This window comes from Herbiconiux sp. A18JL235 (assembly GCF_040939305.1).
In the GTDB taxonomy this organism is placed as follows: domain Bacteria; phylum Actinomycetota; class Actinomycetes; order Actinomycetales; family Microbacteriaceae; genus Herbiconiux.
In genome coordinates this window covers 2471183-2497231 of sequence record NZ_CP162511.1, presented here as the reverse complement: position 1 = coordinate 2497231, position 26049 = coordinate 2471183, and the positions used below count along the sequence as shown (strand labels likewise).

Sequence of the window (26049 nt, the reverse complement as noted above, 5' to 3'; positions counted from 1 at the left end):
TTCGGCTACAGAGAGGCCCATCATGACCATGACCGCCGACCAGGCGACCCGCTTCGCCGACGTCTTCGACCGGCTCGTCGCGAACGTCGAGCGCGCCCTGCAGGGCAAATCACCCGTGGTGCGGCTCGCTCTGGTCGCGATGCTGAGCGAGGGGCACCTGCTGCTCGAAGACGCCCCCGGCACGGGCAAGACCTCGCTGGCGAGGGCGCTGGCCGAGAGCGTGCGGGGCACGAGCAGTCGCATCCAGTTCACACCCGACCTGCTGCCCGGAGACATCACCGGGGTGAGCGTCTTCGACCAGCCCTCGGGGCGGTTCGTGTTCCATCCCGGCGCGGTGTTCGCGAACGTGGTGCTCGCCGACGAGATCAACCGCGCGAGTCCCAAGACCCAGGCGGCGCTGCTCGAGGTGATGGAGGAGGGCCGGGTGACAGTCGACGGCTCCTCCCACGATGCGGGCGAACCGTTCATGGTGATCGCGACGCAGAACCCCATCGAGCAGGCGGGCACCTATCGTCTGCCCGAGGCGCAGCTCGACCGGTTCCTCATCAAGACCTCGATCGGGTACCCCGACCACGCGACGACGCTGCGCATCCTCGAAGGCGCGACGGAGCGGCCGCACGGAGAGCGGCTGCCCGCGATCATCACGGCGGAAGGGGTGACCGTGCTGGCGGCCGAGGCCCGCTCGGTGCACGTCGACGCAGTGGTGAACGACTACGTCGCTCGGCTCGTGCAGGCGACTCGCGATGTGGAGGAGACGCGCCTCGGGGCGAGCGTGCGCGCAGCACTCGGACTCGTGAGGGCCTCGAAGACCCGAGCGGCGTCGCTCGGCCGGCACTTCGTGGTCCCCGACGACGTCAAGGCGCTCGCCGGGCCCGTGCTGGCGCACCGCCTCGTGCTCGACCCCGAGGCCGAGTTCGACGGGGTCACCGCTGAAGCAGTGGTCTCGCAGCTCCTGCTCGAAGTGCCCCCACCCGGCGACAGCGTGGCACGATGACGACGTCATCGGCACGCGCCAGGGGCCCGGGAGCGGATGCGGCCGGAGCAGATGGGGCGGGGGCGGTCGCGGCGGAGGCCGAGCCCAGGGAAGGCGTGCAGCGCCCTGGACGGTCGACCTCGATCGACGCCGCGGGGATCGCCGTGCTCGCGATGGCGGTGGGCGGCCTCGCCGCCGGCCTTCTGCTCGGGTGGACCGAGCTTCTCACCGTCGGCATCGTCTCCGGGCTCGTCGCCGTCGGTGCGGCGGGGTTCCTGCTCGGCCGCTCCGAGCTCGAGGTCTCGGTCACCGTGCTCGACGGGCACGTGGTCGCCGGCACGCCGGGCACCGCCGTGGTGCGTGTGCGCAACGTCTCACGGCGCCCGCGGCGACCGGGCGTGGCCGAGGTCGCCCTAGGCGGACGGGTGCAGAGCATCGCGATTCCGCGGCTCGAGGCAGGCGCGGAGACCGAGCTGCCGGTCACCCTTCCCGCCGTCGGGCGAGGTGTGCTCACGGTCGGCCCCGCGACGGTCGTGCGACGCGACCCGCTCGGGCTCGCCCGGCGCGAGATCGTGCGGTCGGAGACCAGCCGCCTCTACGTGCACCCCGTCACCGTCGACCTGCCGGTCGAGGCTCCCGGGCTCCTGCGCGACCTGGAGGGAGTGGCCACGGGCGACCCGGCCGCCAGCGACATGTCGTTCCAGGCGCTGCGCGCCTACCTGCCCGGCGACGACCGGCGGCACATCCACTGGAAGAGCACCGCGAAGACGGGAACCTTCCTGGTGCGGCAGTTCGAGCAGACCCGGCGGAGCCACGTCATCGTGCTGCAGTCGACGAGCCCCGACGACTACGACTCCCCGGAGGAGTTCGAGCTCGGCGTGAGCGTCGCCGCCTCGATCGCCCTGCGTCTGCTGCGCGACCGCACCGCCGTGTCGGTGTACGCGGGCCTTCCCGAGCGCAGGAGCAGGCCGGGCGCCGACGACCCCGCCGCCGCCCGTGGCCACGCCGGTCGGCGGCCCTCCGACGGCCGCCGGGGCACCGGGATGCGCGGTGCGACCGAGCGCACCGCCGGCCTCCTGCGCTCCCACAGCCGCCTCCCCCTGCTCGACGACTTGAGCGGAGTCCAGCCGCAGCCGGGCTCCGCGGGGGTGGCGACGGCGGCCCGGCGAGTGGCGGAGACTGTCGCCGACGTCTCGTCGCTCTTCCTCGTCGCAGGCAGCACGGTGTCGGCCCGCCAGTGGCGCGCCGCGGCCTCTCATCTGCCGCGCGGGGTCGAGGTGGTCGCGGTGGTCGCCCGGCCCGAGGCCACTCCCACGCTGGTGCGCATCGACTCGGTGCGCATCACCCGGGTGGGCTATCTCGACGACCTCGGCCGCGCTCTCACCCGGACGGCGGCCCTCTGATGCGCCGAAGGGATGGCCCGCGGCCGAGCCTGCGCCGCATCGTCGCCGCGGCGCTCGCCTTCGAGGCGATGCTCCTCGTCGCCGCCTCGCTCTGGTGGCCCGTCTACGCCTCCCCGTCGTTCACCGTCATGGTCGCGCTCACCGTCACCTCGGGCATCGCGCTCGCCGCCGTGGGGGCCATTCGACCGTGGTCCGCGCCGGTCGTGCTCGCGGCGGGGATGCTGCTCTGGCTGGTGCTCGGCGTGCCGCTCGCGGTTCCGTCGCAGGCCGTCGGCGGGGTGCTGCCCTCGGGGCCCGGCCTCCTCGACCTCATGGCGACCACCGCATCCGGATGGCGGCAGCTGCTCACCATCGAGCCGCCGGTGGGGGACTACCAGGCGCTGCTCGTTCCCGCGTACTCGCTGCTGATGCTGGCGTCGGTGCTCTCCGTGAGCATCGCAACCCGCGCCTCACACCCGGTGCTCGCACTGCTCTGCCCGGCGGCCGTCGCGGTGGCCGCCTTGGTGTTCGGCGGTCCGGAGGGGCCGGTGCCCGCTCTGAGCGGCGCGCTCCTCGTGGTCGTCGCGCTCGCCTGGCTCGCCCTCGGGCTGCCGGAGCGCGCGGCGGCGCCGGGGGTCTCGAAGCCCGTTCGATCGCGGCCTCCGGCGAGGGCAGCGATCGGCGCCCTCGCCGGCGTCGCCGTGGTGGCGGGGGCGGTGGCGGGCGGCGTGTCGGCGCTGCCGGCGGCGGAGCGGGCGACCGCGAGGGATGCGGTGACGCAGCAGTTCGATGCGTCCCGGCAGAGCAGTCCTCTCGCCGCGTACCGCGCCTACCTCAAGGCGCCTCTCGCCGACTCCGTCGTGCTCGACGTCACGGGCGCGCGGCCGGGCGACCGGGTGGTGGTGGCACGGCTCGACGACTACGACGGCGTGGTGTTCGGCATCGGGCCCGACGAGCGCTTCGACCGGGTGGCCGGCCGATTGCCGGGCGGCGGGCTCGCCGCGTCGGGCGGAACCGGCGGGTCCGGCGGAGCAGACGGGCCGGGCGGAGCCGGCGGGCCGGGCGGGTCAGCGGCCGAACCGGTCGAGATGGTGGTCGAGGTCGGCGAGTACGGCGCGGTCTGGGTGCCGACGGTCGGCGAGCCTCGTTCGATCTCGTTCGGCGACGACGACCGACGTCAGGCCGCGCTCTTCTACGACAGCGCCCTCGGCATGCCTGCGGTGCCTGACGGCCTGCAGGCCGGCGACTCCTACACCTTCGAGGCCGTGCGAACCCCGGCGACCGCGGCCGGAGACGCCCCGGCGCTCGAGCAGCTCGGCGCCCTCACACCCGCAGGGCCGGCCGCCGCACTCCCCACCGAGACCCCCGACGCGGTCGCGACGCGGATCGCCGAGTGGGCGCCCGCCGACCGCACCGCCGGCGTGCGGCTCGCCGGTGTCGTCGCGGCGCTGCGCTCCGGCTACCGCTCGGGCCTCGCCGACGGGGCCGGCGCCTCTGCAGGCGCCGACGGTTTCGCCCGCTCGGGCCACGGAACCGACCGCCTCGAGGAACTGCTCACCGCCAGCCCGATGCTGGGCGACGACGAGCAGTACGCCGCTGCGGGGGCACTGCTCGCACAGGCGGCGGGTTTCCCCTCCCGCGTCGTGTTCGGCTTCGTGGTGCCCGAGCGGAGCGCGGCGGAGTCCTCGGCCGCCGACCCGGCCGACACGCGCGACCCGGCCGACACCGACGTCGTGGCCGAGGTGCGGGGCCGCGACGTCGCGGCCTGGATCGAGGTCGACACCGCGCAGGCCGGATGGGTGCCCATCGACGTCACCCCCGAACCGCGCCCGGTTCCCGACAGCGCCGTCGATGACAGCGCTCTCGCCGTGCGGCCGCCTGTCGTCGTGCCCCCAGGGTCCGCGGAGCTGACCGATCCCCCCGACCAGGCCGCCTCCCAGAGCGACGACGACGCGGCCGAGACGGATGCGGCGATCCCGCTCGCCCTGCGCATCCTCGTCGTCGTGGGTCTCGCCGTCATCGCCCTCGCCGTGTCGGCCGCGCCCTTCCTCGCCGTGATCGCGGTGAAGGCGCGCCGTCGTGGCCGGCGTCGGCGCGAGGGGTCGGCGCGTGCGCGCGCGACCGGAGCCTGGGCCGAGCTCACCGACACCGCCCGGGATCTCGCCGTCGAAGTTCCCCCGGCCTCGACACGGAGTCAGGCGGCAGCGGCCCTCGGAGCGTCGGAGGCGGTCGCCCTTGCCGTGCTCGTCGACACCGCGGCCTTCGCTCCCGACGACCCCACCGACGAGGAGATCGACAGGCTCTGGCTGCTCTCCGACCGGGAACGCAATCGGCTGCTCGCCGGGCGCAGCCCCGTGGCGCGGCTCCGCTCGCGGCTCTCGCTGCGTTCCGTGCGCACGTATCATGGGAGGGACAGGAAGAGGCGAGACGTCCCGTGAAGTGCAGAACCTGCGGCACGACACTCAGCGCCCACGCGCTGCTGTGCGGCGAATGCGGAACATCGGCGATCGCCCCGCGACCCACCCTCGGCGACACGGCGCATCACGACCGGGCGGCTCTGCTCGCGGCGATCCGTGGCGACCGCGGCGAAGCATCCCGCTCCCCGTCCACTACCCGCGCCCCTGCACGGGCCCGTCCCGCCGACCCACCCCTGCCTCCGCAGCCCTCCGGCGAGCAGCCCGCCCCGCAGCGGCCCGCCCTCCGCGAGCGGCCCGCCCGCGCCCACGCCGCCCCGCGTTCGGGCGCGACCTTCAGCCTCGTCTTCAGCACGGGCGAGAGCGTGCGCGTCTCGGGCAGCGGGCTGGTGGGCCGTAACCCCACACCCTCGAACGACGAGCACGTCGACTACCTTGTGCAGATCGTCGACCCGCAGCGCAGCGTCTCGAAGACCCATCTCGAGTTCGGGGTCGACGGCGACCAGCTCTGGGTGCGTGACCGCGGCTCGGCCAACGGCACCCGGCTCGGCTCGGGGGCCGGAGAGCCCGTCGAGCTCGCCGCGGGGGAGTGGACGGCGGTCGATCGCGGCACCCGCATCGGCATCGGCGACGAGCACCTCGACGTGCACTAGCGGCCGAGACCGACGGAATCGTCGGTTTTCTCCAGTGGCACGCACGGAATTCGTAAATTCTCTGTAACGGCTTGCCGAATCCGTCGTGAGGACTGTCGGTCGACCCCGCCGATGTGCCAGTCTCGTCCTACTCGCTCGCGATCGCCTGCACCGACGCGGGCGGGTCATCACAGCCCGCACGATGAGGAAGGCGCGACGAGTCATGACTCCGAGAACCCCGCACGACCCGATGATCATCCAGGCGATCAGGCACTCGCAGGCCCTGCAGAAGGCGAGGGCGCTCCAGCTCTCGCGGCGCGGCTTCCTGGGTGCGGCAGGCTTCGGTGCCACGGCGCTCGCCCTCGCCGCGTGCTCAGGAGGGGAGCGCAAGGAGCTCACCCCCGCCAAAGACCTCTCGGCCAGTGAGAAGACCCTCACCTGGGACAACTGGCCCGCCTACATGGACGAGGACGACGACGGCAATTACCCCACCCTCATCGGCTTCGAGGACGAGACCGGCATCACGGTGACCTACAACGTCGCCGTCGACGACAACAACAGCTACTACGCGAAGGTCAAAGACCAGCTCGCCCTCGGCCAGGACATCGGTGCCGACACGGTCTGCCTCACCGACTGGATGGTCGCCCGCCTCGTGCGAAACGGCTACGTGCAGGAGCTCGACCACGCGAACATCCCGAACATCGCGAATCTCTCCGAGGCGTTCGCCAACCCCGACTTCGACAAGGGCCGCAGCCGCTCCCTCCCGTGGCAGGGCGGTTTCGCCGGCATCTGCTGGAACAAGGAGAAGGTGCCGAACGGCCTCGCCAGCGTCGACGACCTGTGGGACTCGGCGCTGAAGGGCCGCGTGGGGGTGCTGAGCGAGATGCGCGACACCATGGGTCTCATCATGCTGAGCCAGGGCACCGACATCACGGGCGAGTGGGGCGACGACGAGTTCGCCAACGCGATGGATGCGTTCACCCAGCAGGTCGAAGACGGCCAGATCCGCAACATCAAGGGCAACGCCTACCTGAACGACCTGCAGTCGGAAGACACCTACGCCGCCATCTGCTGGTCGGGCGACATCACGAGCCTCAACGCCACGGCGGGCGACAAGTGGCAGTTCGCGATCCCGGATGCGGGTGGAACACTCTGGAACGACACCTTCGTCGTGCCGATGGGCTCCGCCCACAAGGCCAACGCCGAGGCCGTCATGAACTACTACTACGAGCCCGAGGTCGCCGCCGAGCTGGCCGCCTGGGTGAACTACGTGACCCCGGTCGTCGGCGCCAAGGAGGCCATGGACGCCATCGATCCCGAGCTGGCCTCGAACCAGCTCATCTTCCCCGACGAGGAGACCCTCTCGACGGTGCACGTGTTCCGCACGCTCACCCCGCAGGAGGAGAACGACTACCAGGCGCAGTTCCAGAAGGTGCTGCTGGGCAGCTGATGGCCATCGCATCCTTCGCCGAGAGCGGCGCCGACCTCGAGCTGCGCGGAATCACCAAGCGGTTCCCGGGCTTCACCGCCATCGAAGAGCTCGACCTCACCATCCCGGCCGGCTCCTTCTTCGCCCTGCTGGGCCCCTCGGGGTGCGGCAAGACCACGACGCTGCGCCTGGTGGCGGGGCTCGAGGAGCCGACCGCGGGCAGCATCCTCATCGGCGGCTCCGACGTCACCGCCACGAAGCCGTTCCAGCGGCCCGTGAACACGGTGTTCCAGTCGTATGCGCTGTTCCCGCACATGTCGATCCTCGAGAACGTCGCGTTCGGGCTGAAGCGGCGCAAGATCGCGGATGCGACGGCCAAGGCCCACGAAGCGCTCAAGCTGGTCGAGCTCGACCACCTCGCCGCGCGTCGCCCGGCGCAGCTCTCGGGCGGTCAGCAGCAGCGCGTGGCACTCGCCCGTGCGGTGGTGAACCGCCCGGCCCTGCTGCTGCTCGACGAGCCGCTCGGCGCCCTCGACCTGAAGCTCCGCCGTCAGATGCAGCTCGAGCTGAAGACCATCCAGACCGAGGTGGGCCTCACTTTCCTCCACGTCACCCACGACCAGGAGGAGGCCATGACGATGGCCGACACCGTCGCCGTGATGAACAAGGGCCGCATCGAGCAGATGGGCGCCCCCGAGGAGCTCTACGAGCTGCCGCGCACGGCGTTCGTGGCGAACTTCCTCGGCCAGTCGAACCTGTTCACGGGCACGGTCGTGGGCTCCACCTCCGACCACGTCACCGTCGACGTGGGCGGTGTTCCGATCGTGGTGCCGCGTTCGCGCGCCGCCCGGCAGAGCGGTGACATCGCCATCGGCGTGCGGCCCGAGAAGGTCAGCCTGCTCACCGAGGCGCCGCCCCGCGAGGCCGGGCGCAACGTGCTCGGCCCTGGCCGGGTGACGGATGTGTCGTTCTCGGGCGTGAGCACCCAGTACCTCGTCGAGGTGCCGGGCATCGGCGAGCTCGTCGTGTTCGCCCAGAACATGGTGTTCGGGCCGGTCGTCTCGACCGGCGCCGAGGTGTGGCTGTCGTGGAACGCCGAGCACGGCTTCGGTCTCGACGACGACCCCGAGGCCGTTCCGCGCTTCGTCGCCGACGCCTCCACCGAGTCGATCGCCCTCCAGCGCCGCATAGCGCTCGAGGAAGAACTCGAGCAGGCGTAGGCGGCGAGCATGGCCTTCACCGCGTTCTCGGCCGCGCCCGCGGTCGAGCAAGCGCCGCGCAAACGCGGCGCCATCGCCCTGGTGCTGCTCCTGCCCGGCATCGCCTACCTGATGCTGTTCTTCCTGGCACCGCTCATCTCGCTGGTCATCACCTCGTTCCAGCAACCCGATCTCTACGGTGACATCGGCGACTACGTCCCCGGCTTCCAGTGGCAGAACTACGTCGACGCGGTGGGGGAGTACCTGCCCCTCATCCTTCGCGCCTTCGGCTTCGCGCTCGTCGCCACCGTGCTCGCCCTGGTCATCAGCTACCCCATCGCCTACCTCATCGGGGTGAAGGCCAGGCGCTTCCCGCTCGTGCAGAGCCTCCTGCTCACCCTGGTGATCGCGCCGTTCTTCATCAGCTTCCTGCTCCGCACCCTGGCCTGGAAGCAGATCATGTCCGACGAGGGCCCGATCGTGCAGTTGTTGAAGTCGGTGGCCATCCTGCCCTCCGACGGGCACCTCACCGGCACGGCGTTCTCGGTGATCTTCGGTCTCACCTACAACTTCATCCCGTTCATGACGCTGCCGCTCTACGCCACGCTCGAACGGCTCGACGTGCGCTACCTGGAGGCCGGGGCCGACCTCTACGCGAGCCCGTTCACGGTGTTCCGCAAGGTCACCATCCCGCTGTCGATGCCCGGCATCGTGTCGGGAACGCTGCTCACGTTCATCCCGGCCGCCGGCGACTACATCAATGCGAGCCGCGACTTCCTGGGCTCGTCGTCGACAGCCATGGTCGGCAACGCGATCGAGGCGAACTTCCTCGTGCTGCAGAACTACCCCATCGCCGCAGCGCTGTCGATCGTGCTGATGGCGGTCATCCTCATCATCGTCGGCGTCTACGTGCGCCGCTCCGGAACGGAGGAGCTGGTATGACGCGCGGCAAGGGCATCGGCCTCTGGGTCTACACGATCATCGCGCTCGTGTTCCTCCTCATCCCGATCCTCTACACCCTGGTGTTCTCGTTCAACGACTCGGGCAAGCTCAACATCGCCTGGCAGGGGTTCACCTTCGACAAGTGGACGACGGTCTGCAACACGCAGGGGCTCTGCGAGGCGTTCGCCAACAGCATCATCGTGGGGCTCACCGCGACGGTGCTTGCGACCGCCCTCGGCACGCTCATCGCGATCGCCCTCGTGCGCTACCGGTTCAGGGCCCGTTCGGCGATCAGCCTCCTGCTGTTCCTGCCGATGGCGACGCCCGAGGTGGTGCTGGGTGCGGGTCTCGCCGCGCAGTTCCTCACCGTCGGGGTGGAGAAGGGGCTCGGCACGATCATCCTCGCCCACACCATGTTCTGCATCAGCTTCGTGGTGGTGACCGTGAAGGCGCGCGTGGCCTCGCTCGACCCGGCGCTCGAAGAGGCGGGGCGCGACCTGTACGGATCGCCGTCGCAGGTGTTCTGGCGCATCACCTTCCCGCTGCTCGTGCCCGGCATCGCCGCAGCCGCCCTGCTGTCGTTCGCGCTCAGCTTCGACGACTTCATCATCACGAACTTCAACTCCGGTTCGGTCGACACCTTCCCGAAGTTCATCTACATCGCCGCCGCCCGCGGCATCCCCGCCCAAGTCAACGTCATCGCCTCCGCCGTCTTCCTGCTCGCGATCGTCATCGTGATCGTCGTGCAGGTCACCCGCGCCGCCCGCCAGAAGCGCCTGGCCCGCCAGAGCGGCTAGTCGCCCCGCCCACCCGCGCCGCGCCCGCCGAGCGGATGTCCGCCCTCGGCGGACACGGTGGAGGGTGAGAGCTCTCCGTGGTCGACTTGTCGCATGCGAGTGCTGGTGCTGGGCGGAACAGGATGGCTGGGGCGGGCGATCGTCGCAGAGCTGCTGACGAGAGGCGCCGAGGTCACCTGTCTGGCGCGAGGAGTGTCGGGCGCCGTGCCCGCAGGTGCGCAGCTCATCCGCTCGGACCGCCGGTCGGGCGACGCCTACGAGCAGGTACGCGGAGCGTGGGACGAGGTGATCGAGCTCTCCTCCGAGCGTGGCCTCGTCGAGCCTGCGTTGACCGCGCTGGCAGGAGGGGCGGCGCACTGGACCCTCGTGTCCTCCGTGTCGGTCTACGCCCGCAACGACGAACCCGGTGCCGACGAGTCCGCTGCGGTCGTGGAGCCCACGGATCCGGCCCGGTACGCCGATGCGAAGGTGCACGCCGAGCGCGTCACGAGTGACCGCCTCGCCAAGCGGCTCACCGTCGTCCGCCCTGGCCTCATCGTCGGAGCGGGGGACCCGAGCGACCGGTTCGGGTACTGGCCGGCGCGCCTGAGTCGGGGTGGCCGGGTCATCACACCGACGACCCGGGGTCGGTTCGTGCAGGTCATCGACGTCGTCGATCTCGCGGCATGGATCGCGCGTGCGGCTCGGACGCGTCACTCGGGTGTCGTCAACGCGGTCGGCGAGCCGATGCCGATGCGCGACTTCTTCGATGGTGTCGCCTCGACCGTCGGGAGCGATGCAGAGATGGTGGCGGTCGACGACGCCACACTGCTGGCGCACGACGTGCGGTACTGGGCGGGCCCCCGCTCGCTCCCGCTGTGGCTGCCCTCGACCGACACGGCTTTCGCGCAGCGCGGCGGCGCGGCGTTCCAGAAGTCAGGCGGCCGCACGCGGCCGTTCGCGCTCACGGTGAAGGATGTCGCCGACGATGAGCGCGCGCGGGGTGTCTCGCGCCCACGACGGTCGGGCCTCACCCGTTCCGAGGAGGAGGCGCTGCTCGTCCGGGTGAGGTGAGCGGCCTCGAGCGGCCGGTGCCGCAGGCACCCGCGGCAGGGCTCAGACGGTGGTGCGTATGGTGCCGACGACGTCGGCACCGCCGTGGACGGCGAGGTCGAGGTCGGGCACCAGCGACTCCACCTGCTGCGCGGTGAGAGCGCCGTGGCGGGCGAGAAGGGTGAGGGCGACGAGCGAGGCGGCGCGGAGGCTGCCGTCGAGCATCTTCACGGCGACCGAGGAGCCGTCGGGTGTCGCCATCACCATGACGCCCTCGGCGCCGAGCTTCGCGACCACGCCGAGGCGGTCGATCACGACGGAGTTCGCGCGGCCGGGGCCGTCGATGGCCCAGCCGTTCGCGAGGACGCTGTCGGTGAGCTGCTTCGCGGGCCCCTCCGTGGCACGCCGGATGCGCCCGATTCCCTGCGCGAGCGCCACCAGCGACATCGCGTGAACCGGCGCACCGCATCCGTCGACCCCCGAGTGCACGATCGGCTCACCGGTCTCCCGCTCGACCGTCGAGACGATGCGCTGCTGCAGCGGATGCGCGGGGTCGAGGTAGCTCGCGGTGTCCCATCCGTTCTCGACGCAGGCGAGCAGCATGGCCGCGTGCTTGCCGGAGCAGTTCATGAACACGCGCTGCTTGTGCCCGTGCGCGCGCACGAGTTCGTCGCGAGCACCCGAGTCGCCCGGCCAGTCGGGCGGGCAGCCGAGCGCGTCGGCTCCGAGGCCCGCCCGGGTGAGGATCGACTCGACGACCTCGACGTGGCGCGCGGTCGCGGCGTGGCTCGCCGTGGCCAGAACGGTCTGCACGGGGTCGAGCTCGACCCCGGCCTCGAGCACGGTGAGCGCCTGGAACGGCTTCATGCACGACCGGGGGTACACCGGCGACTCCGGGGAGCCGAGGCGCGCCGCGACCGCACCCGTGGCGTCGAGCAGCACGGCCGAGCCGATGTGCCGTGACTCCACGAAGCCGCTGCGCTCGAGCACCGCCAGCTCGACGCTCTCGCCGACGCCGGCGGTGCCGGGGGTCTCGCCCGTCACGCTCACGCTCCGAGCTGCGCGAAGGCCTCCTCGATCACCGCGAGGGCGTCGTGGAGCAGCTCGTCGCTGATGGCGAGGCTGGGCAGGAAGCGCAGCACGTTGCCGTAGGTTCCCGCGTTGAGCAGCAGCACGCCGTGCTGGGCGGCGTAGGCGACGACGGCGCTCACGGCCTCGGCGTTCGGTGCCTTCGTGGTGGCGGCGGTGCCGGGCTGCACGAGCTCGATGGCCACCATCGCGCCGATGCCGCGGATCTCGCCGACGATGTCGTAGCGGTCGGCGAGCTTCTGCAGCCCCTCGACGAGCACCCGCTCGATGCGCTGGGCCGACTCGAAGCCCTCGCCCGTCTCGAGCTGCTCGAACACGGCGATCGCCGCAGCAGCCGCCACCGGGTTGCCACCGAAGGTGCCGCCGAGGCCGCCGGGCTGCGCCGAGTCCATGATCTCGGCGCGACCCGTCACACCGGCCAGCGGCAGACCGCCCGCGATGCCCTTGGCGCTCAGCACCACGTCGGGCACCAGCCCGAAGTGCTCGCTGGCGAACCAGGCACCGGTGCGGGCCATGCCGCTCTGGATTTCGTCGGCGATGAACACGATGCCCTCGGCCGTGCACCACTCGTGCAATGCGGGCAGGTAGCCCTCGGCGGGCACGACGAAGCCGCCCTCACCCTGGATGGGTTCCACGACGAGGCAGGCGAGGTCGGATGCGCCGACCGTCTTCTCGAGGTACGCGATGGTGCGTGCGGCGGCCTCGGCGCCCGACAGGCCGTCGTGGTAGGGGTAGGAGTTCGGGGCGCGGTACACGTCGCCGGCGAAGGGGCCGAACCCGGTGGCGTAGGGCGCCGCCTTGAAGTTCATGGCCATGGTGAGGTTGGTGCGGCCGTGGTACGCGTGCTCGAGCACGGCGACCCCCGCACGGCGGGTGTGCTTGCGCGCGATCTTCACCGCGTTCTCCACCGCCTCGGCGCCCGAGTTCACGAGCACCGTGCGCTTGGCGAAGTCGCCTGGGGTGTGCTCGGCGAGGAGCTCGGCGACCCGCACGTACTCCTCGTAGGGGGTGATGGTGAACAGGGTGTGGGTGACGTCGCCGAGCTGCTCGGCGGCCGCGGCGACCACGGCGGCGTCGGTGTGGCCGATGGTGGTGACGCCGATGCCGGCGCCCAGGTCGATGAACTGGTTGCCGTCGACGTCGACGATGATGGCGCCGTGCGCCTTCTGGATGTAGACGGGAAGCGCGCTCGACACCCCCGGCGGCACGACGGCGAGGCGTCGGCGCTGCAGCTCCTCCGACTTCGGACCGGGGATCGCGGTGACGATCTTCCGCTCCTGAGGAACCGAGAGAAGCTGGGCGTCGAGGGTGTCAGTCATAGTGCTCCAAGTCTAGATCGGCACGTTGAGCGGTCACGGCTAGCATGGCCGTGTGAATCGTGAGCATCACTACAGGGTGGATGTGGCCTGGCTCGGCAATCGGGGAACGGGCACCAGCGGCTACCGCGACTACGGCCGCACCAGCGAGGTGACGGCGGCCGGCAAGCATCCGATCGACGCCTCGGCCGACCGCACCTTCCACGGCGAGGCCGACCGTTGGAACCCCGAGGAGTTCCTGCTGGCAGCGCTCGCCGAGTGCCACATGCTCTCGTTCCTGCACGTCGCGGTCAAGCACGGCGTCGTGGTCACCGACTACCGCGACGAGGCCGAGGGCACGATGGAGCAGCAGGGCGACGGCGGTCGCTTCACCTCGGTGACGCTCCGGCCCGTCGTCACGACGGCGGCACCGGTCGACCCCGAGGAGTTCGCCGCGATGCACCACGAGGCGAGCGAGGTGTGCTTCATCGCGAACTCAGTGAACTTCCCCGTGCGTCATGAGCCCACCGCGGTGGTCGATGCCGGCTGACCCGGCCGCTCAGCCGGTCGAGCTGTTCGTGACCGGCCGCACCCTGCGCGGCTCGCTCGGCGAGGCGTTCCGGCTCGACGCGATCGCGCGTTTCGAACAGACGCACGGCGACTCGGATGCGCCCCTCCACGTCGCACTCGGCCGCACGGTCGAGCTCACGGCGGCCGCGGTGACCCGAGCCGGCCCGGTGCGTCTCGAGGTGGGCGTCGCCGACCCGGCGTTCCGGTCGTTCCTCGACCCCGAGGCGGGCCGGAGCCGGGCCGCTGTCGAGGGCGAACGGAGGGTCACCGTCGAGCTCGACGCCCTCGCGGGCATCCGCCCCCTCGCGGGCCCGCCCGGGGTCGACACCTCGCGTCATGCCGTGGTGCGGGTGGAGACGACCGCGCGGCTCGAGCTCCGCATCACCGTGGTCCCTCCGGTCTGAGTCCCTCCGGCCTGAGCGCCTCCAGCCCGACCACCTCCGGCCCGAGCGCCTCCAGCCGCGCCCGCGCCTCGAGCGCCATCGTCGCGCTCAGCTGGGTCGAGAGGAAGGTGATGGTGGGTGCGGGCTCGCCCCACACGTCACCCGCGCGGAGACCCCGGGTGGCGCGCAGGCCCGACCAGAGCGCATCCGTCGTCTCCCGCAGAAAGCCCGCGAGCATCCGTCGTGCTTCGGAGTCGCCCGGCAGCACGTGCACAAGTTCGCCGAGGTAACGCACGAGCACGCCCTTGAACAGCCCCACGTCGCCGCCGGCCCGCTCGTCGAAGCGCGAGTTCTCCGAGACGATCACACCCGTCGGCGCGAGGCGGGCCACCGCGGCCTCCGCCGTGCGCACCGCTGCATCGAGCAGTTCGGCGCGGCCGGAGCCGCGGTACCGCTCGACGAGTGCCCCGACGTAGAGCCCCTGGCAGTAGCTGAAGACCCAGTCGGTGTCGATCGCGCCGTCGCCCCGGCGGTTCACGCCGTCGAAGACGAGCCCGCTGCCGGGGTCGACGATCCCCGCGTCGTCGAACCAGCGGAGGGTCGCTGCGGCGGAGTCGGTGAACTCGCGCGCGCCGGTCACAGCGCCGAGCCGTGACGAGAGGAGGGCGAAGGTGCCGTTCGTCGGGGCGTTCTTGTACTGCGGTTGCTGCACCCGCCACGGCACGCCGGCCGTGCCCGAGGCCTGCTGTCCGGAGCGCTCGATGCGCCGCCACAGAGCGATCGCGTCGTCGAGGCAGCGCGCGTCGCCGGAAGCCTGGTGCAGGCGGAGCAGCGCGATGCCGAGCCACCCCATGTCGTCGAAGTAGTCGTTGAACAGCCCCCGGTTGCGGAGGAGGAGCGCGTCGCGCACACGCAGCGCGCCGGCGAGCCACCGCGCGTCGCCTGTGCGCTCGAAGGCGTCGACCCGCACCTCGATGAGGTGGGCGCGCCACCAGTAGTTGAGCGTCGCCGCCTCGCGCAGGCGGAACGGCGCCGTGTTGCGCCACCCCGGCCAGAGCGCCCGCGGGCCGAACAGACTGGTGAGGGCGTGCTGTGCGGCGTCGGTCCGCGAGTCCCATTCCGCCGCGTCGCCCGCCGTCACCGTCATGCTCAGAGGATAGACGGGTGTCGCCAACAGCCCGCCGATGCACTTGACTTGGCGCATGGCACCACCGAGCAGCCCCCAGCAGCGACTCGTGCTGGCCGTCGCCATCCTCTCGGCGTTCGTCTCGTTCCTCGACGCGACGGTCATCAACGTGGCACTGCCCGCCATCAGCCGCGAGCTCGGCGGCGAGCTGTCGTCGCAGCAGTGGGTGGTCGACGCCTACCTGCTCACGCTCGGCTCGGTCATCCTGCTCGCGGGCTCCCTCTCCGACGTGTTCGGCCGCAAGAAGGTGCTGCTGGTGGGGCTCATCGGTTTCGGCGTCACGTCTCTCCTGTGCGCCTTCGCGCCCACGATCGAGTTCCTCATCGTGTCGCGCGGGCTGCAGGGCATCGCGGGGGCGCTGCTCGTGCCGAGCTCGCTCGCCCTCATCCTCGCCACCTTCTCCGGCCCGCCGCAGGCGCGGGCGATCGGCACCTGGACGGCGTTCACCAGCGTCGCGAACATCGCCGGCCCCATCCTCGGCGGAGTGCTCGTCGACCAGCTCTCCTGGCGACTCGTGTTCGGCATCAACGTGCTGCCGATCGTGGTCACCGTCGTGTTGCTGTCGAGACTCGACTCCGACGCGCACCACGCGCCGGGGGCGCGGGTCGACGTGCTGGGCGCGGTGCTCGGGGTGGTCGGCCTGGGCCTTCCGGTGTTCGCCCTCATCGAGCAGGTGAACTTCGGATGGTCGTCGCCGGTCGTGTTCGTCCCCCTGGTCGTCGGGGTGGTCGCCCTGGTGCTGTTCGTCGTGCACGAGCGCCGGGCGTCGCAGCCGATGCTGCCGCTGTCGCTGTTCCGGGTGCGCAACTTCTCGGTGGGCAACGTCTCGACCTTCCTCATCTACGGAGCGCTCTCGCTCGGCTTCTTCAGCGTCGCCGTGTTCCTGCAGCAGGTGGCCGGATACAGCGCCACCGAGGCAGGGTTCGCGATGATTCCCACGAGCATCCTGCTCATCGGGCTGTCGAGCCTGTTCGGCAGGCTGAGCGGGCGGCTGGGGCCGCGCCTGTTCATGACCGTCGGCCCGCTGCTGGGGGGCGGCGGCTTCCTCCTCATGCTGCGCTTCGACGACAGCGCCGACTACCTCACGCAGGTGCTCCCGGCCGTCGTCGTGTTCGGCCTCGGCATGGCCATCACGGTGGCACCGCTCACGAGCGCCATCCTCGGCGCCATCGAGCCGGCCCGCTCGGGCATCGCCTCCGCCGTCAACAACGCGGTCTCCCGGGTGGCGGGCCTCATCTCGGTGGCGCTCGCGAGCGTGGTTGCCGGCTCGGTCGTGCTCGACCTGGCCGGCTTCCACCGGGTGGTGCTCGTGACAGCGGTATTCTTCGTGGCGGGCGCTCTGGTTTCCTTCGCGGGCATCCGCAACCCCGCCCCGCCCTCCCAGGCTGCGGTCAGCTAGCTGCAAGGGGTGTCGACCAGACTGAATCGATCCCCCCGACTCTCACGAAGAGGAACCATGCGCAGAATCCCTGCACTCGCCGTCGCGGTCGCCGCCGCCTCCCTGCTGCTGGCCGGCTGCTCGTCGAACGACGCCGCCGGCCCCACCGACAGCTCCACCGGCGCCGCCGACTCGAGCGCCTGCGCCACCGACGGCAGCGCGTCGAAGGCGGTGACGGTGACGGGCGACTTCGGTGCCGCACCCACGACGAGCTTCCAGGGGCCGCTCACCGTCGACTCCACCGAGCGCACCGTGGTGAGCGAGGGCGACGGCGAGACCCTCGAGACCGGGTCGCTGGCCACCATCGACTTCACCATCTACAACGGCACGACGGGCGACAAGGCGTTCTCCACCCTCGACGAGGGCGGCACGCAGCTGCAGCTCACCGTCGACGCCACGCAGTACATCCCTGGCATCGTGCAGGCAGTGAACTGCGCCACCGTGGGCTCGCGCGTCGTCGCCGTCATCCCGCCCGCCGACGCCTTCGGCGACACCGGCAACCAGTCGCTAGGCATCGGCGCCGACGACTCCATGGTGATGGTCGCCGACATCGAGGCGATCGTGCCCACCCGCGCCGACGGCGCCGACCAGCCCGCGCAAGACGGCTTCCCGACGGTCACCCTCGACGACTCGGGCGCTCCCACCGTGTCGATCCCCTCGACGGATGCTCCTGCCGAGCTGAAGACCGAGGTGCTGAAGAAGGGCGACGGCCCGGTCGTCGGCGACGGCGACAGCGTCACCGTGCAGTACCAGGGCGTCATCTGGAACACCGGCCAAGTGTTCGACCAGAGCTGGGGTCAGGGCGGGCCGCGCACCTTCCAGACCACGGGAGTCGTCAAGGGCTTCGCCGCGGCCATGATCGGTCAGACGGTCGGCTCGCAGGTGCTCGTCATCATCCCGCCCGACCAGGGCTACGGTTCGGAGGGCAACTCGGCGGCCGGCATCTCGGGCACCGACACCCTCGTGTTCGTCATCGACATCCTGGCCACCGCCTCCGCGTAGCCCGAGCCCCCGGGATCGGGCGGCGTGGGAGGATGGGGGCGTGCGACGCGTCATCATCCTCGGCTCCACCGGTTCCATCGGCGTTCAGGCGCTCGACGTCATCAGGGCGAACCCCGAGACGTTCGAGGTGGTGGGGCTCGTCGCGGGCAGCAACCGCGAGGCGCTCGACGCTCAGGCGGCGGAGTTCGGTGTCGCCGACACCGGCCTCGGCGAGGTCGAGGCCGAGCAGCTGGTGCGCGACGTCGAGGCCGACGTGGTGCTGAACGGCATCACCGGCTCGGTCGGGCTCGGCCCCACCCTCGCCGCGCTCGAGGCGGGCCGCGTGCTCGCGCTCGCCAACAAGGAGAGCCTCATCGTCGGCGGCGAGCTCGTCAAGGGGATCGCCCGTCCCGGGCAGATCGTCCCCGTCGACTCCGAGCACTCCGCCATCGCCCAGGCACTCCGCTCGGGTAGCGGGAGCGAGGTGTCGCGGCTCGTGCTCACTGCATCCGGAGGCCCTTTCCGCGGCCGAAGCCGTGCCGAGATGGCGTCGGTGACCCCGCGCGAGGCGCTGGCGCACCCCACCTGGGACATGGGCCTCGTGGTCACGACGAACTCGGCGACCCTGGTGAACAAGGGTCTCGAGGTGATCGAGGCGCACCTGCTGTTCGACGTGCCGTTCTCCGACATCGAGGTCACCGTGCATCCGCAGTCGGTGGTGCACTCGATGGTCGAGTTCGTCGACGGGTCGACCATCGCGCAGGCCTCGCCTCCCGACATGCGGCTCCCCATCGCCCTCGGCATCAACTGGCCGGCGCGCGTGGCCGGCGTCGGGGCCCCTCTCGACTGGACCGCCTCCCACAGCTGGACCTTCGAGCCGCTCGACGACGTGGCCTTCCCCGCCGTCGAGCTCGCCAAGAAGGTCGGGCGCGCGGGAGGCAGCTACCCCGCCGTGTTCAACGCGGCGAACGAGCAGGCGGTCGCGGCGTTCCACGCCGGGCGCATCGGTTTTCTCGACATCGTCGACACCGTGGCGCGGGTGGTCGACCTCCACGAGATGCCGTCGGAGGAGATCACCCGTGAGTCGCTCGCCGAGACCGAGCTGTGGGCGCGGGCGACCGCCGACCGGCTGATCGCGGCGGCCTGACGCGTTCTTGCCGAGTGCACACGCGGCGCCCAGCGTACGGTCAGCGCGGTGTCCGGGGCCCGGGGTAGTGTCCTCGTGTGGAAACGGTCCTGCAGTTCATCCTCGGCGTGCTCATCGTCGCCGTGGGAGTCGCCATCTCGATCGGGCTGCACGAGGTCGGCCACCTGGTGCCCGCCAAGCTCTTCGGCATCAAGGTCACCCAGTACATGATCGGCTTCGGGCCGACCGTCTTCTCCCGCCGCCGCGGTGAGACGGAGTACGGCCTGAAGGCCATCCCGCTCGGCGGCTACGTCTCGATGATCGGCATGTTCCCGCCGCGCGGGGCGGGCGGCAAGGCGAGGGCGAACAGCACCGGGTTCTTTCAATCGATGGTGCAGGATGCACGCGACCAGTCCCAGGAGTCGATCGGCGACGACGACGACCGGGCCTTCTACCGCAAGCCGGTGTGGCAGCGCATCATCGTGATGCTCGGCGGCCCGTTCATGAATCTCGTGCTCGCCGTGGTGTTCTTCTCGATCGTCATCGTGGGCTTCGGCACCCTGCAGACCTCCACGACGGTCGGCAGCGTCTCGGCCTGCGTGCTGCCCGCCACGAGCGACCGGCAGAGCTGCGAGGCGGGCGATCAGGAGTCGCCCGGGGCGGCGGCGGGTCTGAAGCCCGGCGACAAGCTGGTGAGCCTCGACGGGGTGGCCATCACCTCGTGGGCCCAGTCGACCGACATCATCCGGGAGTCGTCGGGCGAGGCGCTCCCGCTCGTGGTCGAGCGCGACGGCGAGCAGGTGGCGCTCACTGTCACCCCGCTGCTCACCGAGCGCTACGTCACCGACGACAAGGGCGAGGTCGTGAAGAACGCCGACGGCAGCTCGAAGACCCAGGAGGTGGGTTTCGTGGGCATCGGCGCCGCGCAAGAGCTGGTGCCGCAGCCCATCACCGCCGTTCTGCCCATGGTGGGGGAGAACATCGCCGGTACGGCGGGCATCGTGCTCAACCTGCCGCAGCGGCTGTACGACGTGGCGCAGGCAGCGTTCGGGTCGGAGGAGCGCGACATCAACGGCCCCATCAGCGTGGTCGGTGTCGGCAGGGTCGCGGGCGAGATCGCCTCCCTCGATTCCATCTCGATCGAGTCGAAGGCGGCGAGCCTGCTCGGCCTCCTGGGCTCGCTCAACATCGCGCTGTTCGTCATCAACCTGGTGCCGCTCACCCCGCTCGACGGCGGGCACGTGGTCTCGGCGCTGTGGGAGGGCATCCGCCGGTTCTTCGCGAAACTGTTCGGTCGCCGCGACCCGGGGCCGGTCGACGCGGCGAAGCTCATGCCGCTCACCTTCGCGGTGGTCATCCTGTTCGGGGGCATGACGGCGCTGCTGGTGTACGCCGACATCGTGAAACCCGTCAATATTTTCGGCTGATGCCGGCCGGTCGGTGCGGAGCACCGAACATCTTCGGTTGACGCCTCCCGTTCAGAGAGCGGTTCTAGACTGAATCCGTGCCAGCTATCAACCTGGGGATGCCCAAGCCCCCGCCCGAGACCCTCGCCCCCCGCCGCAAGTCGCGGCAGATCAAGGTGGGCAAAGTGCTGGTCGGCGGCGACGCCCCCGTGAGCGTGCAGTCGATGACCACGACGCCCACCCCGAACATCAACGCGACCCTTCAGCAGATCGCCGAGCTCACCGCATCCGGCTGCGACATCGTGCGCGTCGCCGTGCCCTCGCGCGACGACGCCGAGGCGCTGCCGATCATCGCGAAGAAGTCGCAGATCCCCGTGATCGCCGACATCCACTTCCAGCCGAACTACGTCTACGCGGCCATCGACGCCGGGTGCGCCGGCGTGCGCGTGAACCCGGGCAACATCCGGAAGTTCGACGACCAGGTGGGCAAGATCGCCGCTGCTGCGAAGGCGGCGGGAGTCTCCATCCGCATCGGTGTGAACGCGGGATCGCTCGACCCGCGGCTGCTCGAGAAGTACGGCAAGGCGACCCCGGAGGCGCTCATGGAGAGCGCGATCTGGGAGGCGTCGCTGTTCGAGGAGCACGACTTCCACGACTTCAAGATCTCGGTGAAGCACAACGACCCCATCGTGATGGTGAAGGCCTACCGCCTGCTCGCCGAGCGCGGCGACTGGCCGCTGCACCTCGGTGTCACCGAGGCCGGCCCGGCGTTCCAGGGCACCATCAAGAGCGCGACGGCCTTCGGCATCCTGCTCGCAGAGGGCATCGGCGACACCATCCGCGTGTCGCTGTCGGCCCCGCCGGCCGAGGAGGTGAAGGTGGGTCTGCAGATCCTGCAGTCGCTCAACCTCCGTGAGCGCAAGCTCGAGATCGTGTCGTGCCCGTCGTGCGGGCGCGCCCAGGTCGACGTGTACACGCTCGCCAACCAGGTCACCGACGGGCTCGAAGGCATGAGCGTGCCGCTGCGCGTCGCCGTGATGGGGTGCGTCGTGAACGGCCCTGGTGAGGCGCGCGAGGCCGACCTCGGTGTGGCCTCGGGCAACGGCAAGGGCCAGATCTTCGTGAAGGGCGAGGTCATCAAGACCGTGCCCGAGGCCGACATCGTCGCCACCCTCATCGAGGAGGCCAACCGCCTCGCCGCCGAGATGCCCTCCGACGCCGTCGGCACCCCCCAGGTCGTCACCGCGTAGCGCGCCGCGCTGGCGCCCCCGCGTAGCGCGCACGCGCTGCGTTCGCACCTCTGCGCCCCCGCGCCGTGCGCAGTGCCCGCCCCGCCACGCGCGCCGCGCGACTGGTATGAGAATCATGTGCTCGAGCTCACCTGGGGCTCGGTGTGCTGATTCTCATACCATTCGAACGCGCAGTGCGGGTCGTGCCCGCGCGCTTCCCGACGCAGACGCTCAGGCGCGTGTGCTGGGCGCCAAGGGCACCCCGACGCGACCGTGAACGAATGGTATGAGAATCGCGCGCTCGAGCTCTCCTGGAGCTCGGTGTGCCAATTCTCATACCGGTCGAACGTGTCGGGCGCGCCAGAGGTGCTCGTCGGCTCGCACCAGTGCGAGCACGACACGTTCGCACTCAGCCCAGTCGCGGGTGACCTGACGGTAGCTGAAGCGCAGTTCGCGAAACCCCTGGGCCGCGAGGGCGCGACTGCGCCGCCGGTCTTCCTCGAAGTCGGCCGGCCGGGAGTGCCACTCCCAGCCGTCGAGCTCAAGCACGAGCCGGTCGCCGAGCAGGAGGTCGACGCGCCCCACCTCGGGCACCCGAACCTGGGTGCGCAGACGCACGCCACGGCCGCGGAGCGCGAGCCGCGCCTTCGTCTCCAACCCGGACTGAGCAGCACCGTCGACCACACCAGCGTAGGCCCGGTACTTCGCGGGCAGGGGAGCGAGCACGTCGTCGAGTTGAGCCTGAGTGATCAGGTGGCGGTTGAGAGCCGAGTCGAGCGAGGCGACCGCATCGAAGCGGGGCTGACACACGACGGCGAGCGCGAGCGCCGTGGAGAGGTCGTCCGCGGCGCAGGTTCGCGCCGCCACGCCCGGCCATGCGGGCCGGTGCACGTGCACGGCGTGGTCGGCCGACAGCGGCAGCTTCCTGTCGAACGGCGACCTCACCCGGCCGACATGGGGGAGGACGCGGACATGCAGACGGCGATCGTGGGCGCACCAGATTCCGTGACGACGCAGAATGGAGGTGCAGCTCAGGGTTCCTCCGACACGCACCGCCCCGACGAGTTCGCGGTCGGCAGCGGGGAGACAGACCCACCCCTGTCTCACGCGAGTCACCTCACCTCGGCGGACGGCGTTTCCTACGTCGCGTGAGGAGACGCCGTGCTCGAGGGCAAGGGTGCCGAGCGAGGCGATACCGCCCAGCGAGGCAACAGCATCGAGCAGGAGCATCGCCCCATCATTGATCCCGAGGGCACGACGAGACACGTTGCACGCTCGACTGTGGAGAAGGCTGCTCCTGTGCAGGAGCGGCCCGAGGCGCGGGATATCGTGGGGGGATGGTGCACTACTTCGATGACCTCGAGGTCGGCCAGGTGTTCGTGAGCCCGGGCAAGACCGTCACCGAGACCGACGTCGTGATGTTCGCGGCCCTCACGAACGACAACAACCCGGTGCACACCGACATCGAGTTCGCTGCGGGCACCCGCTACGGGCAGCGCGTCGTGCACGGCCTCTTCGGAACCTCGCTCAGCCTCGGGCTCATCGCTCGCACGGGCGTGTTCGAGGGCAGCGCCGTCGCCCTCCTCGGCATCGACGCCTGGCGCTTCGTGGGTCCGGTGTTCATCGGCGACACCCTCACCTGCACCGTCGAGATCGTCGGTACCCGCCTCACCTCGAAGGGCGACACCGGGGTCGTCGAGCGACTCGTCTCGCTGCACAACCAGCGTGGGGAGCTCGTGCAGCAGGGCAGGCTCGACCTCCTCGTGCTCACCCGTTCCGCCGCCGTCTGAGCGCAGGGATGCACGCCCGCCCGGGTGGAACGAGCAGATCTCGAACCCGCCACCGCATCCGGCGACTGGCGTGGAGGCACCCCGAACCCGCGACCCGGCACCCGTCACAGACGAAAGGACGACAACCATGAACGCCGCCCGATCAGACGAGGGAGGCTTCTCCGCCGAGGAGCGCCGAGCCATGAAGGAGCGCGCCGCCGAGCTCAAGGCCGAGGCACGCAAGGGCAAGGCCGCCGAGAAGGCTGCGGCCGACGCCGAGGCCCAGGCGGAGAAGATCGCGGCGATGGATGCGGGTGACCGCGCGCTGGCCGAGCGGCTCCGCGCGATCGTCGCGGAGGCCGCGCCGGAGCTGCTTCCGAAGCTCTACTACGGCCAGCCCGGGTGGTCGCGTGACGGCAAGGTCGTGGTGTTCTTCCGCAGCGGCGTGGGGGACAAGGAGCGCTACTCCACGCTGGGGTTCAGTTCAGCTGCGGCCCTCGACGACCCCAGCGGTCTCTGGGAGACGGCCTTCGCGATCACCCGCATCGACGACGCGACGGCGGACCGCATCGCGGCGCTCGTCGCGAGAGCCGCCGGCTGACCGGCTCACGCGATCGTGGTGCGCCCGTGCTGCTCGTCGTGCTCGAGCGACTTGTGCTCGAGGAAGGTGCACAACGCCGCGGTGATGGCGAGTTCGGCGTTGAGGGTGAGCAGTTCCTGCGGGCTCAGCACGACCTCTCTCTCGAGGGCGCCGATGGTGATCTCCCAGTGCGGGTCGCCGATCGCGACGGGCTGCATGTAGACATCGTTCGCGACGCTCTCGAGACGCACGACGACGAGGCCCGTGTCGGAGCCGTCCGATCCGTCTTGCGCGATCACCTCGAGGGCGCCGGAGACCTGATGGCCCTCGGTTCGGAACTGGCGCACCCACTCCTCGAGCAGAGCCTTCGTCCGATACGACATAGACCGAACGATACGCGGTCGGCCTGTCAACCCTGGCACCTTGACTTCCCGGAGATCGTGTGCAACGCGGTATTTTGTACCCAGCACAGAAGAGAGGAGCAGAAGCGGGATGGGAACGCTGTTCTACGGAGGCGATGCGCGTTTCGAGTTGTCCGATCGGTTGCTTGCCCACCTCCAGGCCGTCATCGGCATGAAGCTGCGGCGCAACGAGAGCTTCTTCCTCTCCTGGGTCATCCCGCCCGAGGAAGGCAACGGACGAAACGCCATCTGGGTCGACAACGGGGTGCCGATCCGTTTTCGTTACGAGGGGTCGCGCCCGCCGCGCATCAACCGGGAGTGGGCCGAGACGCTCGCGCTCTCGGCCAACACGAACTTCGGTCTCGTCGTGACCGACGAGACCATCGAGGCCGACGCGCACGGCGGACACGAGCTGCAGTGAATCGCAGCCCGGGCCCCGACGCAGCGCCGCGGCCCGGGCTCGCGCCCCTTCAGCTCGAGAGGTTCTCCCGAAGCGTCCTCCCCGCGTACCGCGGCGCCAGGGCCCCCCGCCGTCGCAGCTCCGGCACGAGCAGCTCCGACAGGTCGCCGTACCCCGAGGGCGCCGCGAGCGGGCTCGCGAACATGTAGCCGCCCCGGCTGCCCGTGGCCGCGAAGTTCTCCTCCAGCGCGTCGGCCACCTCGCTCGCGGTGCCGCACAGGGTGTGGTCGAGCCCGGTGGCGTGCCGCCAGCCGTGCTCGAACAGCTCGTCGCGGGTGAGCGACGCCGAGCCGCCGAGCTCGCCCACGAGCGCGCCGACGAACCCGCCCTGTGCTCCGTTCACGCGGGTGATCTCGGCCACCAGCTCGTCGAGAGTGAAACGCTCGGGCAGCGTCGAGAAGTCGAACCCCACGTTGTGCGACAGGAACGCCCCCACCGCCTCCGGGTGCCAGAACGCCGCGACCTCGTCGCGCCGCTCGGCGGCCTCGCGGGCGCTCCGCCCCACGATGGCCTGCGTCGCCCACAGGATGCCGACGGCCGACGGGTCGCGCCCCGCGCCGAGGAGAGCTGCGTCCAGGGCCGCGCGGTGCCGCTGCTGGCCGGCGACGCTCCCGCCGAACCCGAACACCAGCTCTACGAACTCGGCCGAGGTCGCGATGCCCTTCGGCGAGTTGCCCGCCTGCACGAGCACCGGCCACCCCTGCGGGCTCGGCGCGCTCGCGAGCGGCCCCTTCACCCGGAAGTGCGTGCCCACGTGGTCGATCGGATGCACGAGCGCCGCGTCCGCGTACCGTCCCGTCGAGCGGTCGGCGACGATCGCCTCCGCGGGCACCGAGGCCCAGAGCGCCCGGCACACCGCCATGAACTCGCTCATGCGGTCGTAGCGCTCGTCGTGGTCCATGCGCTCGGCGAAGCCGTAGTTCGCGGCGTCGGCGCCCCGCGCCGAGGCCACCACGTTGAAGGCGAGCCGGCCGCCGGTGACGTGGTCGAGCGAGTTGAGCAGCCTGGCCACGGTGAACGGATGCGCGAAGGTCGACGAGTAGGTCAGCCCGAACCCGATGTGCTCGGTCACCGCCGCCATCGAGGCGACCACCGGGCCCATGTCGTGCCGTGGCCATTGGATTCCCCACTCGACCGCCGCATCCATCGACCCTCGCCAGGTGTCGGGGATGCCGCTGCCGTCGCCGAAGAAGAGCAGGTCGACGCCGGCCCGCTCCGCCGTGCGGGCGATCTCCTGATAGATGCGCACGTCGGGGAACGGTGCGCCCACCCAGGAGCCGGGCCGCGCCCAGCGACCCTCGGTGTGGGCGAAGGAGAGGTCGAAGGCGGTGTGCAT

The 26049-nt window shown here is 70.9% G+C and carries 25 protein-coding genes; 19 read left to right on the top strand and 6 right to left on the bottom strand.

The genetic code is table 11. The features are described 5' to 3' along the window. Positions 1-22 precede the first annotated feature (22 nt). The 9 genes from ABFY20_RS11690 (at position 23) to ABFY20_RS11650 (ending at position 10821) form a co-directional block, all read left to right on the top strand. On the top strand, positions 23-994 hold the full coding sequence (locus ABFY20_RS11690; RefSeq protein WP_368496420.1) for an AAA family ATPase: 972 nt from the start codon (positions 23-25) through the stop codon (positions 992-994). After that, positions 991-2376, top strand: coding sequence for a DUF58 domain-containing protein (locus ABFY20_RS11685; protein ID WP_368496419.1), 1386 nt, complete (start codon positions 991-993; stop codon positions 2374-2376). Before ABFY20_RS11690 ends, ABFY20_RS11685 begins: the two co-directional genes overlap by 4 nt. Then, positions 2376-4793, top strand: coding sequence for a transglutaminaseTgpA domain-containing protein (locus ABFY20_RS11680; RefSeq protein ID WP_368496418.1), 2418 nt, complete (start codon positions 2376-2378; stop codon positions 4791-4793). Before ABFY20_RS11685 ends, ABFY20_RS11680 begins: the two co-directional genes overlap by 1 nt. Then, positions 4790-5422 carry an FHA domain-containing protein gene (locus ABFY20_RS11675; RefSeq protein WP_368496417.1) on the top strand — a complete coding sequence of 211 codons (633 nt, stop codon included), beginning with the start codon at positions 4790-4792 and terminating at the stop codon, positions 5420-5422. The genes ABFY20_RS11680 and ABFY20_RS11675 overlap by 4 nt, the downstream gene beginning before the upstream one ends. 202 nt (positions 5423-5624) lie before the next feature. Next, complete coding sequence (locus ABFY20_RS11670; protein ID WP_368496416.1) at positions 5625-6851, top strand: PotD/PotF family extracellular solute-binding protein; 1227 nt, start codon at positions 5625-5627, stop codon at positions 6849-6851. After that, entirely contained in the window at positions 6851-8050 is a 1200-nt protein-coding gene (locus tag ABFY20_RS11665; protein WP_368496415.1) for an ABC transporter ATP-binding protein, read from the top strand. The genes ABFY20_RS11670 and ABFY20_RS11665 overlap by 1 nt, the downstream gene beginning before the upstream one ends. Positions 8051-8059: 9 nt before the next feature. Continuing rightward, on the top strand, positions 8060-8971 hold the full coding sequence (locus ABFY20_RS11660; RefSeq protein WP_368496414.1) for an ABC transporter permease: 912 nt from the start codon (positions 8060-8062) through the stop codon (positions 8969-8971). Further along, positions 8968-9768 carry an ABC transporter permease gene (locus tag ABFY20_RS11655; RefSeq protein ID WP_368496413.1) on the top strand — a complete coding sequence of 267 codons (801 nt, stop codon included), beginning with the start codon at positions 8968-8970 and terminating at the stop codon, positions 9766-9768. Before ABFY20_RS11660 ends, ABFY20_RS11655 begins: the two co-directional genes overlap by 4 nt. A gap of 93 nt (positions 9769-9861) precedes the next feature. Beyond that, entirely contained in the window at positions 9862-10821 is a 960-nt protein-coding gene (locus tag ABFY20_RS11650; RefSeq protein ID WP_368496412.1) for an NAD-dependent epimerase/dehydratase family protein, read from the top strand. A 42-nt stretch (positions 10822-10863) separates the two neighbouring features. On the opposite strand, the gene ABFY20_RS11645 is transcribed toward ABFY20_RS11650, so the two are convergent. Both ABFY20_RS11645 and gabT read right to left on the bottom strand, forming a co-directional pair. After that, a complete protein-coding gene (locus ABFY20_RS11645; protein ID WP_368496411.1) occupies positions 10864-11844 on the bottom strand; it encodes an asparaginase in 981 nt (326 codons plus the stop codon). Between the two features lie 2 nt (positions 11845-11846). Next, positions 11847-13208: a 4-aminobutyrate--2-oxoglutarate transaminase gene (gabT, locus tag ABFY20_RS11640; protein WP_368496410.1), complete on the bottom strand. Its 1362-nt coding sequence runs from the start codon at positions 13206-13208 to the stop codon at positions 11847-11849. Between the two features lie 52 nt (positions 13209-13260). Here gabT and ABFY20_RS11635 point away from each other — a divergent pair, with 52 nt between their 5' ends. Both ABFY20_RS11635 and ABFY20_RS11630 read left to right on the top strand, forming a co-directional pair. Beyond that, entirely contained in the window at positions 13261-13734 is a 474-nt protein-coding gene (locus tag ABFY20_RS11635) for an OsmC family protein (RefSeq protein WP_368496409.1), read from the top strand. Further along, positions 13724-14158: a hypothetical protein gene (locus ABFY20_RS11630; protein WP_368496408.1), complete on the top strand. Its 435-nt coding sequence runs from the start codon at positions 13724-13726 to the stop codon at positions 14156-14158. Before ABFY20_RS11635 ends, ABFY20_RS11630 begins: the two co-directional genes overlap by 11 nt. On the opposite strand, the gene ABFY20_RS11625 is transcribed toward ABFY20_RS11630, so the two are convergent. Further along, positions 14136-15284 carry a glycoside hydrolase family 76 protein gene (locus ABFY20_RS11625; protein WP_368496407.1) on the bottom strand — a complete coding sequence of 383 codons (1149 nt, stop codon included), beginning with the start codon at positions 15282-15284 and terminating at the stop codon, positions 14136-14138. The genes ABFY20_RS11630 and ABFY20_RS11625 overlap by 23 nt on opposite strands. 55 nt (positions 15285-15339) lie before the next feature. On the opposite strand from ABFY20_RS11625, the gene ABFY20_RS11620 reads away from it, so the two are divergent. The 5 genes from ABFY20_RS11620 to ispG all read left to right on the top strand — a co-directional run bounded on the left by ABFY20_RS11620 (position 15340) and on the right by ispG (position 21524). Then, positions 15340-16722 (top strand): MFS transporter, encoded by a 1383-nt coding sequence (locus ABFY20_RS11620; RefSeq protein ID WP_368496406.1) that lies wholly within the window; start codon positions 15340-15342, stop codon positions 16720-16722. Between the two features lie 57 nt (positions 16723-16779). Further along, on the top strand, positions 16780-17763 hold the full coding sequence (locus ABFY20_RS11615) for an FKBP-type peptidyl-prolyl cis-trans isomerase (protein WP_368496405.1): 984 nt from the start codon (positions 16780-16782) through the stop codon (positions 17761-17763). 40 nt (positions 17764-17803) lie between these two features. Beyond that, on the top strand, positions 17804-18889 hold the full coding sequence (locus ABFY20_RS11610; RefSeq protein WP_368496404.1) for a 1-deoxy-D-xylulose-5-phosphate reductoisomerase: 1086 nt from the start codon (positions 17804-17806) through the stop codon (positions 18887-18889). Positions 18890-18966: 77 nt separating this feature from the next. Next, a complete protein-coding gene (locus ABFY20_RS11605; protein ID WP_368496403.1) occupies positions 18967-20295 on the top strand; it encodes an RIP metalloprotease in 1329 nt (442 codons plus the stop codon). A 98-nt stretch (positions 20296-20393) separates the two neighbouring features. Beyond that, on the top strand, positions 20394-21524 hold the full coding sequence (ispG, locus tag ABFY20_RS11600; protein ID WP_368499775.1) for a flavodoxin-dependent (E)-4-hydroxy-3-methylbut-2-enyl-diphosphate synthase: 1131 nt from the start codon (positions 20394-20396) through the stop codon (positions 21522-21524). A gap of 312 nt (positions 21525-21836) precedes the next feature. Here the strand turns inward: ispG and ABFY20_RS11595 are convergent, their stop codons facing one another. Next, positions 21837-22733 (bottom strand): endonuclease domain-containing protein, encoded by an 897-nt coding sequence (locus ABFY20_RS11595; RefSeq protein ID WP_368496402.1) that lies wholly within the window; start codon positions 22731-22733, stop codon positions 21837-21839. Between the two features lie 107 nt (positions 22734-22840). Between ABFY20_RS11595 and ABFY20_RS11590 the strand changes: the two genes are divergently transcribed. Together ABFY20_RS11590 and ABFY20_RS11585 are read left to right on the top strand one after the other, a co-directional pair. Further along, entirely contained in the window at positions 22841-23293 is a 453-nt protein-coding gene (locus ABFY20_RS11590) for a MaoC/PaaZ C-terminal domain-containing protein (RefSeq protein WP_368496401.1), read from the top strand. Positions 23294-23420: 127 nt separating this feature from the next. Then, positions 23421-23873: a DUF1801 domain-containing protein gene (locus ABFY20_RS11585; protein ID WP_368496400.1), complete on the top strand. Its 453-nt coding sequence runs from the start codon at positions 23421-23423 to the stop codon at positions 23871-23873. A gap of 5 nt (positions 23874-23878) precedes the next feature. Here ABFY20_RS11585 and ABFY20_RS11580 read toward each other — a convergent pair whose 3' ends face one another. Continuing rightward, positions 23879-24235 (bottom strand): hypothetical protein, encoded by a 357-nt coding sequence (locus tag ABFY20_RS11580; protein ID WP_368496399.1) that lies wholly within the window; start codon positions 24233-24235, stop codon positions 23879-23881. Between the two features lie 109 nt (positions 24236-24344). Between ABFY20_RS11580 and ABFY20_RS11575 the strand changes: the two genes are divergently transcribed. Then, positions 24345-24674, top strand: coding sequence for an ATP-dependent DNA ligase (locus ABFY20_RS11575; protein ID WP_368496398.1), 330 nt, complete (start codon positions 24345-24347; stop codon positions 24672-24674). A 49-nt stretch (positions 24675-24723) separates the two neighbouring features. On the opposite strand, the gene ABFY20_RS11570 is transcribed toward ABFY20_RS11575, so the two are convergent. After that, positions 24724-26049 (bottom strand): NtaA/DmoA family FMN-dependent monooxygenase, encoded by a 1326-nt coding sequence (locus ABFY20_RS11570; protein WP_368499774.1) that lies wholly within the window; start codon positions 26047-26049, stop codon positions 24724-24726.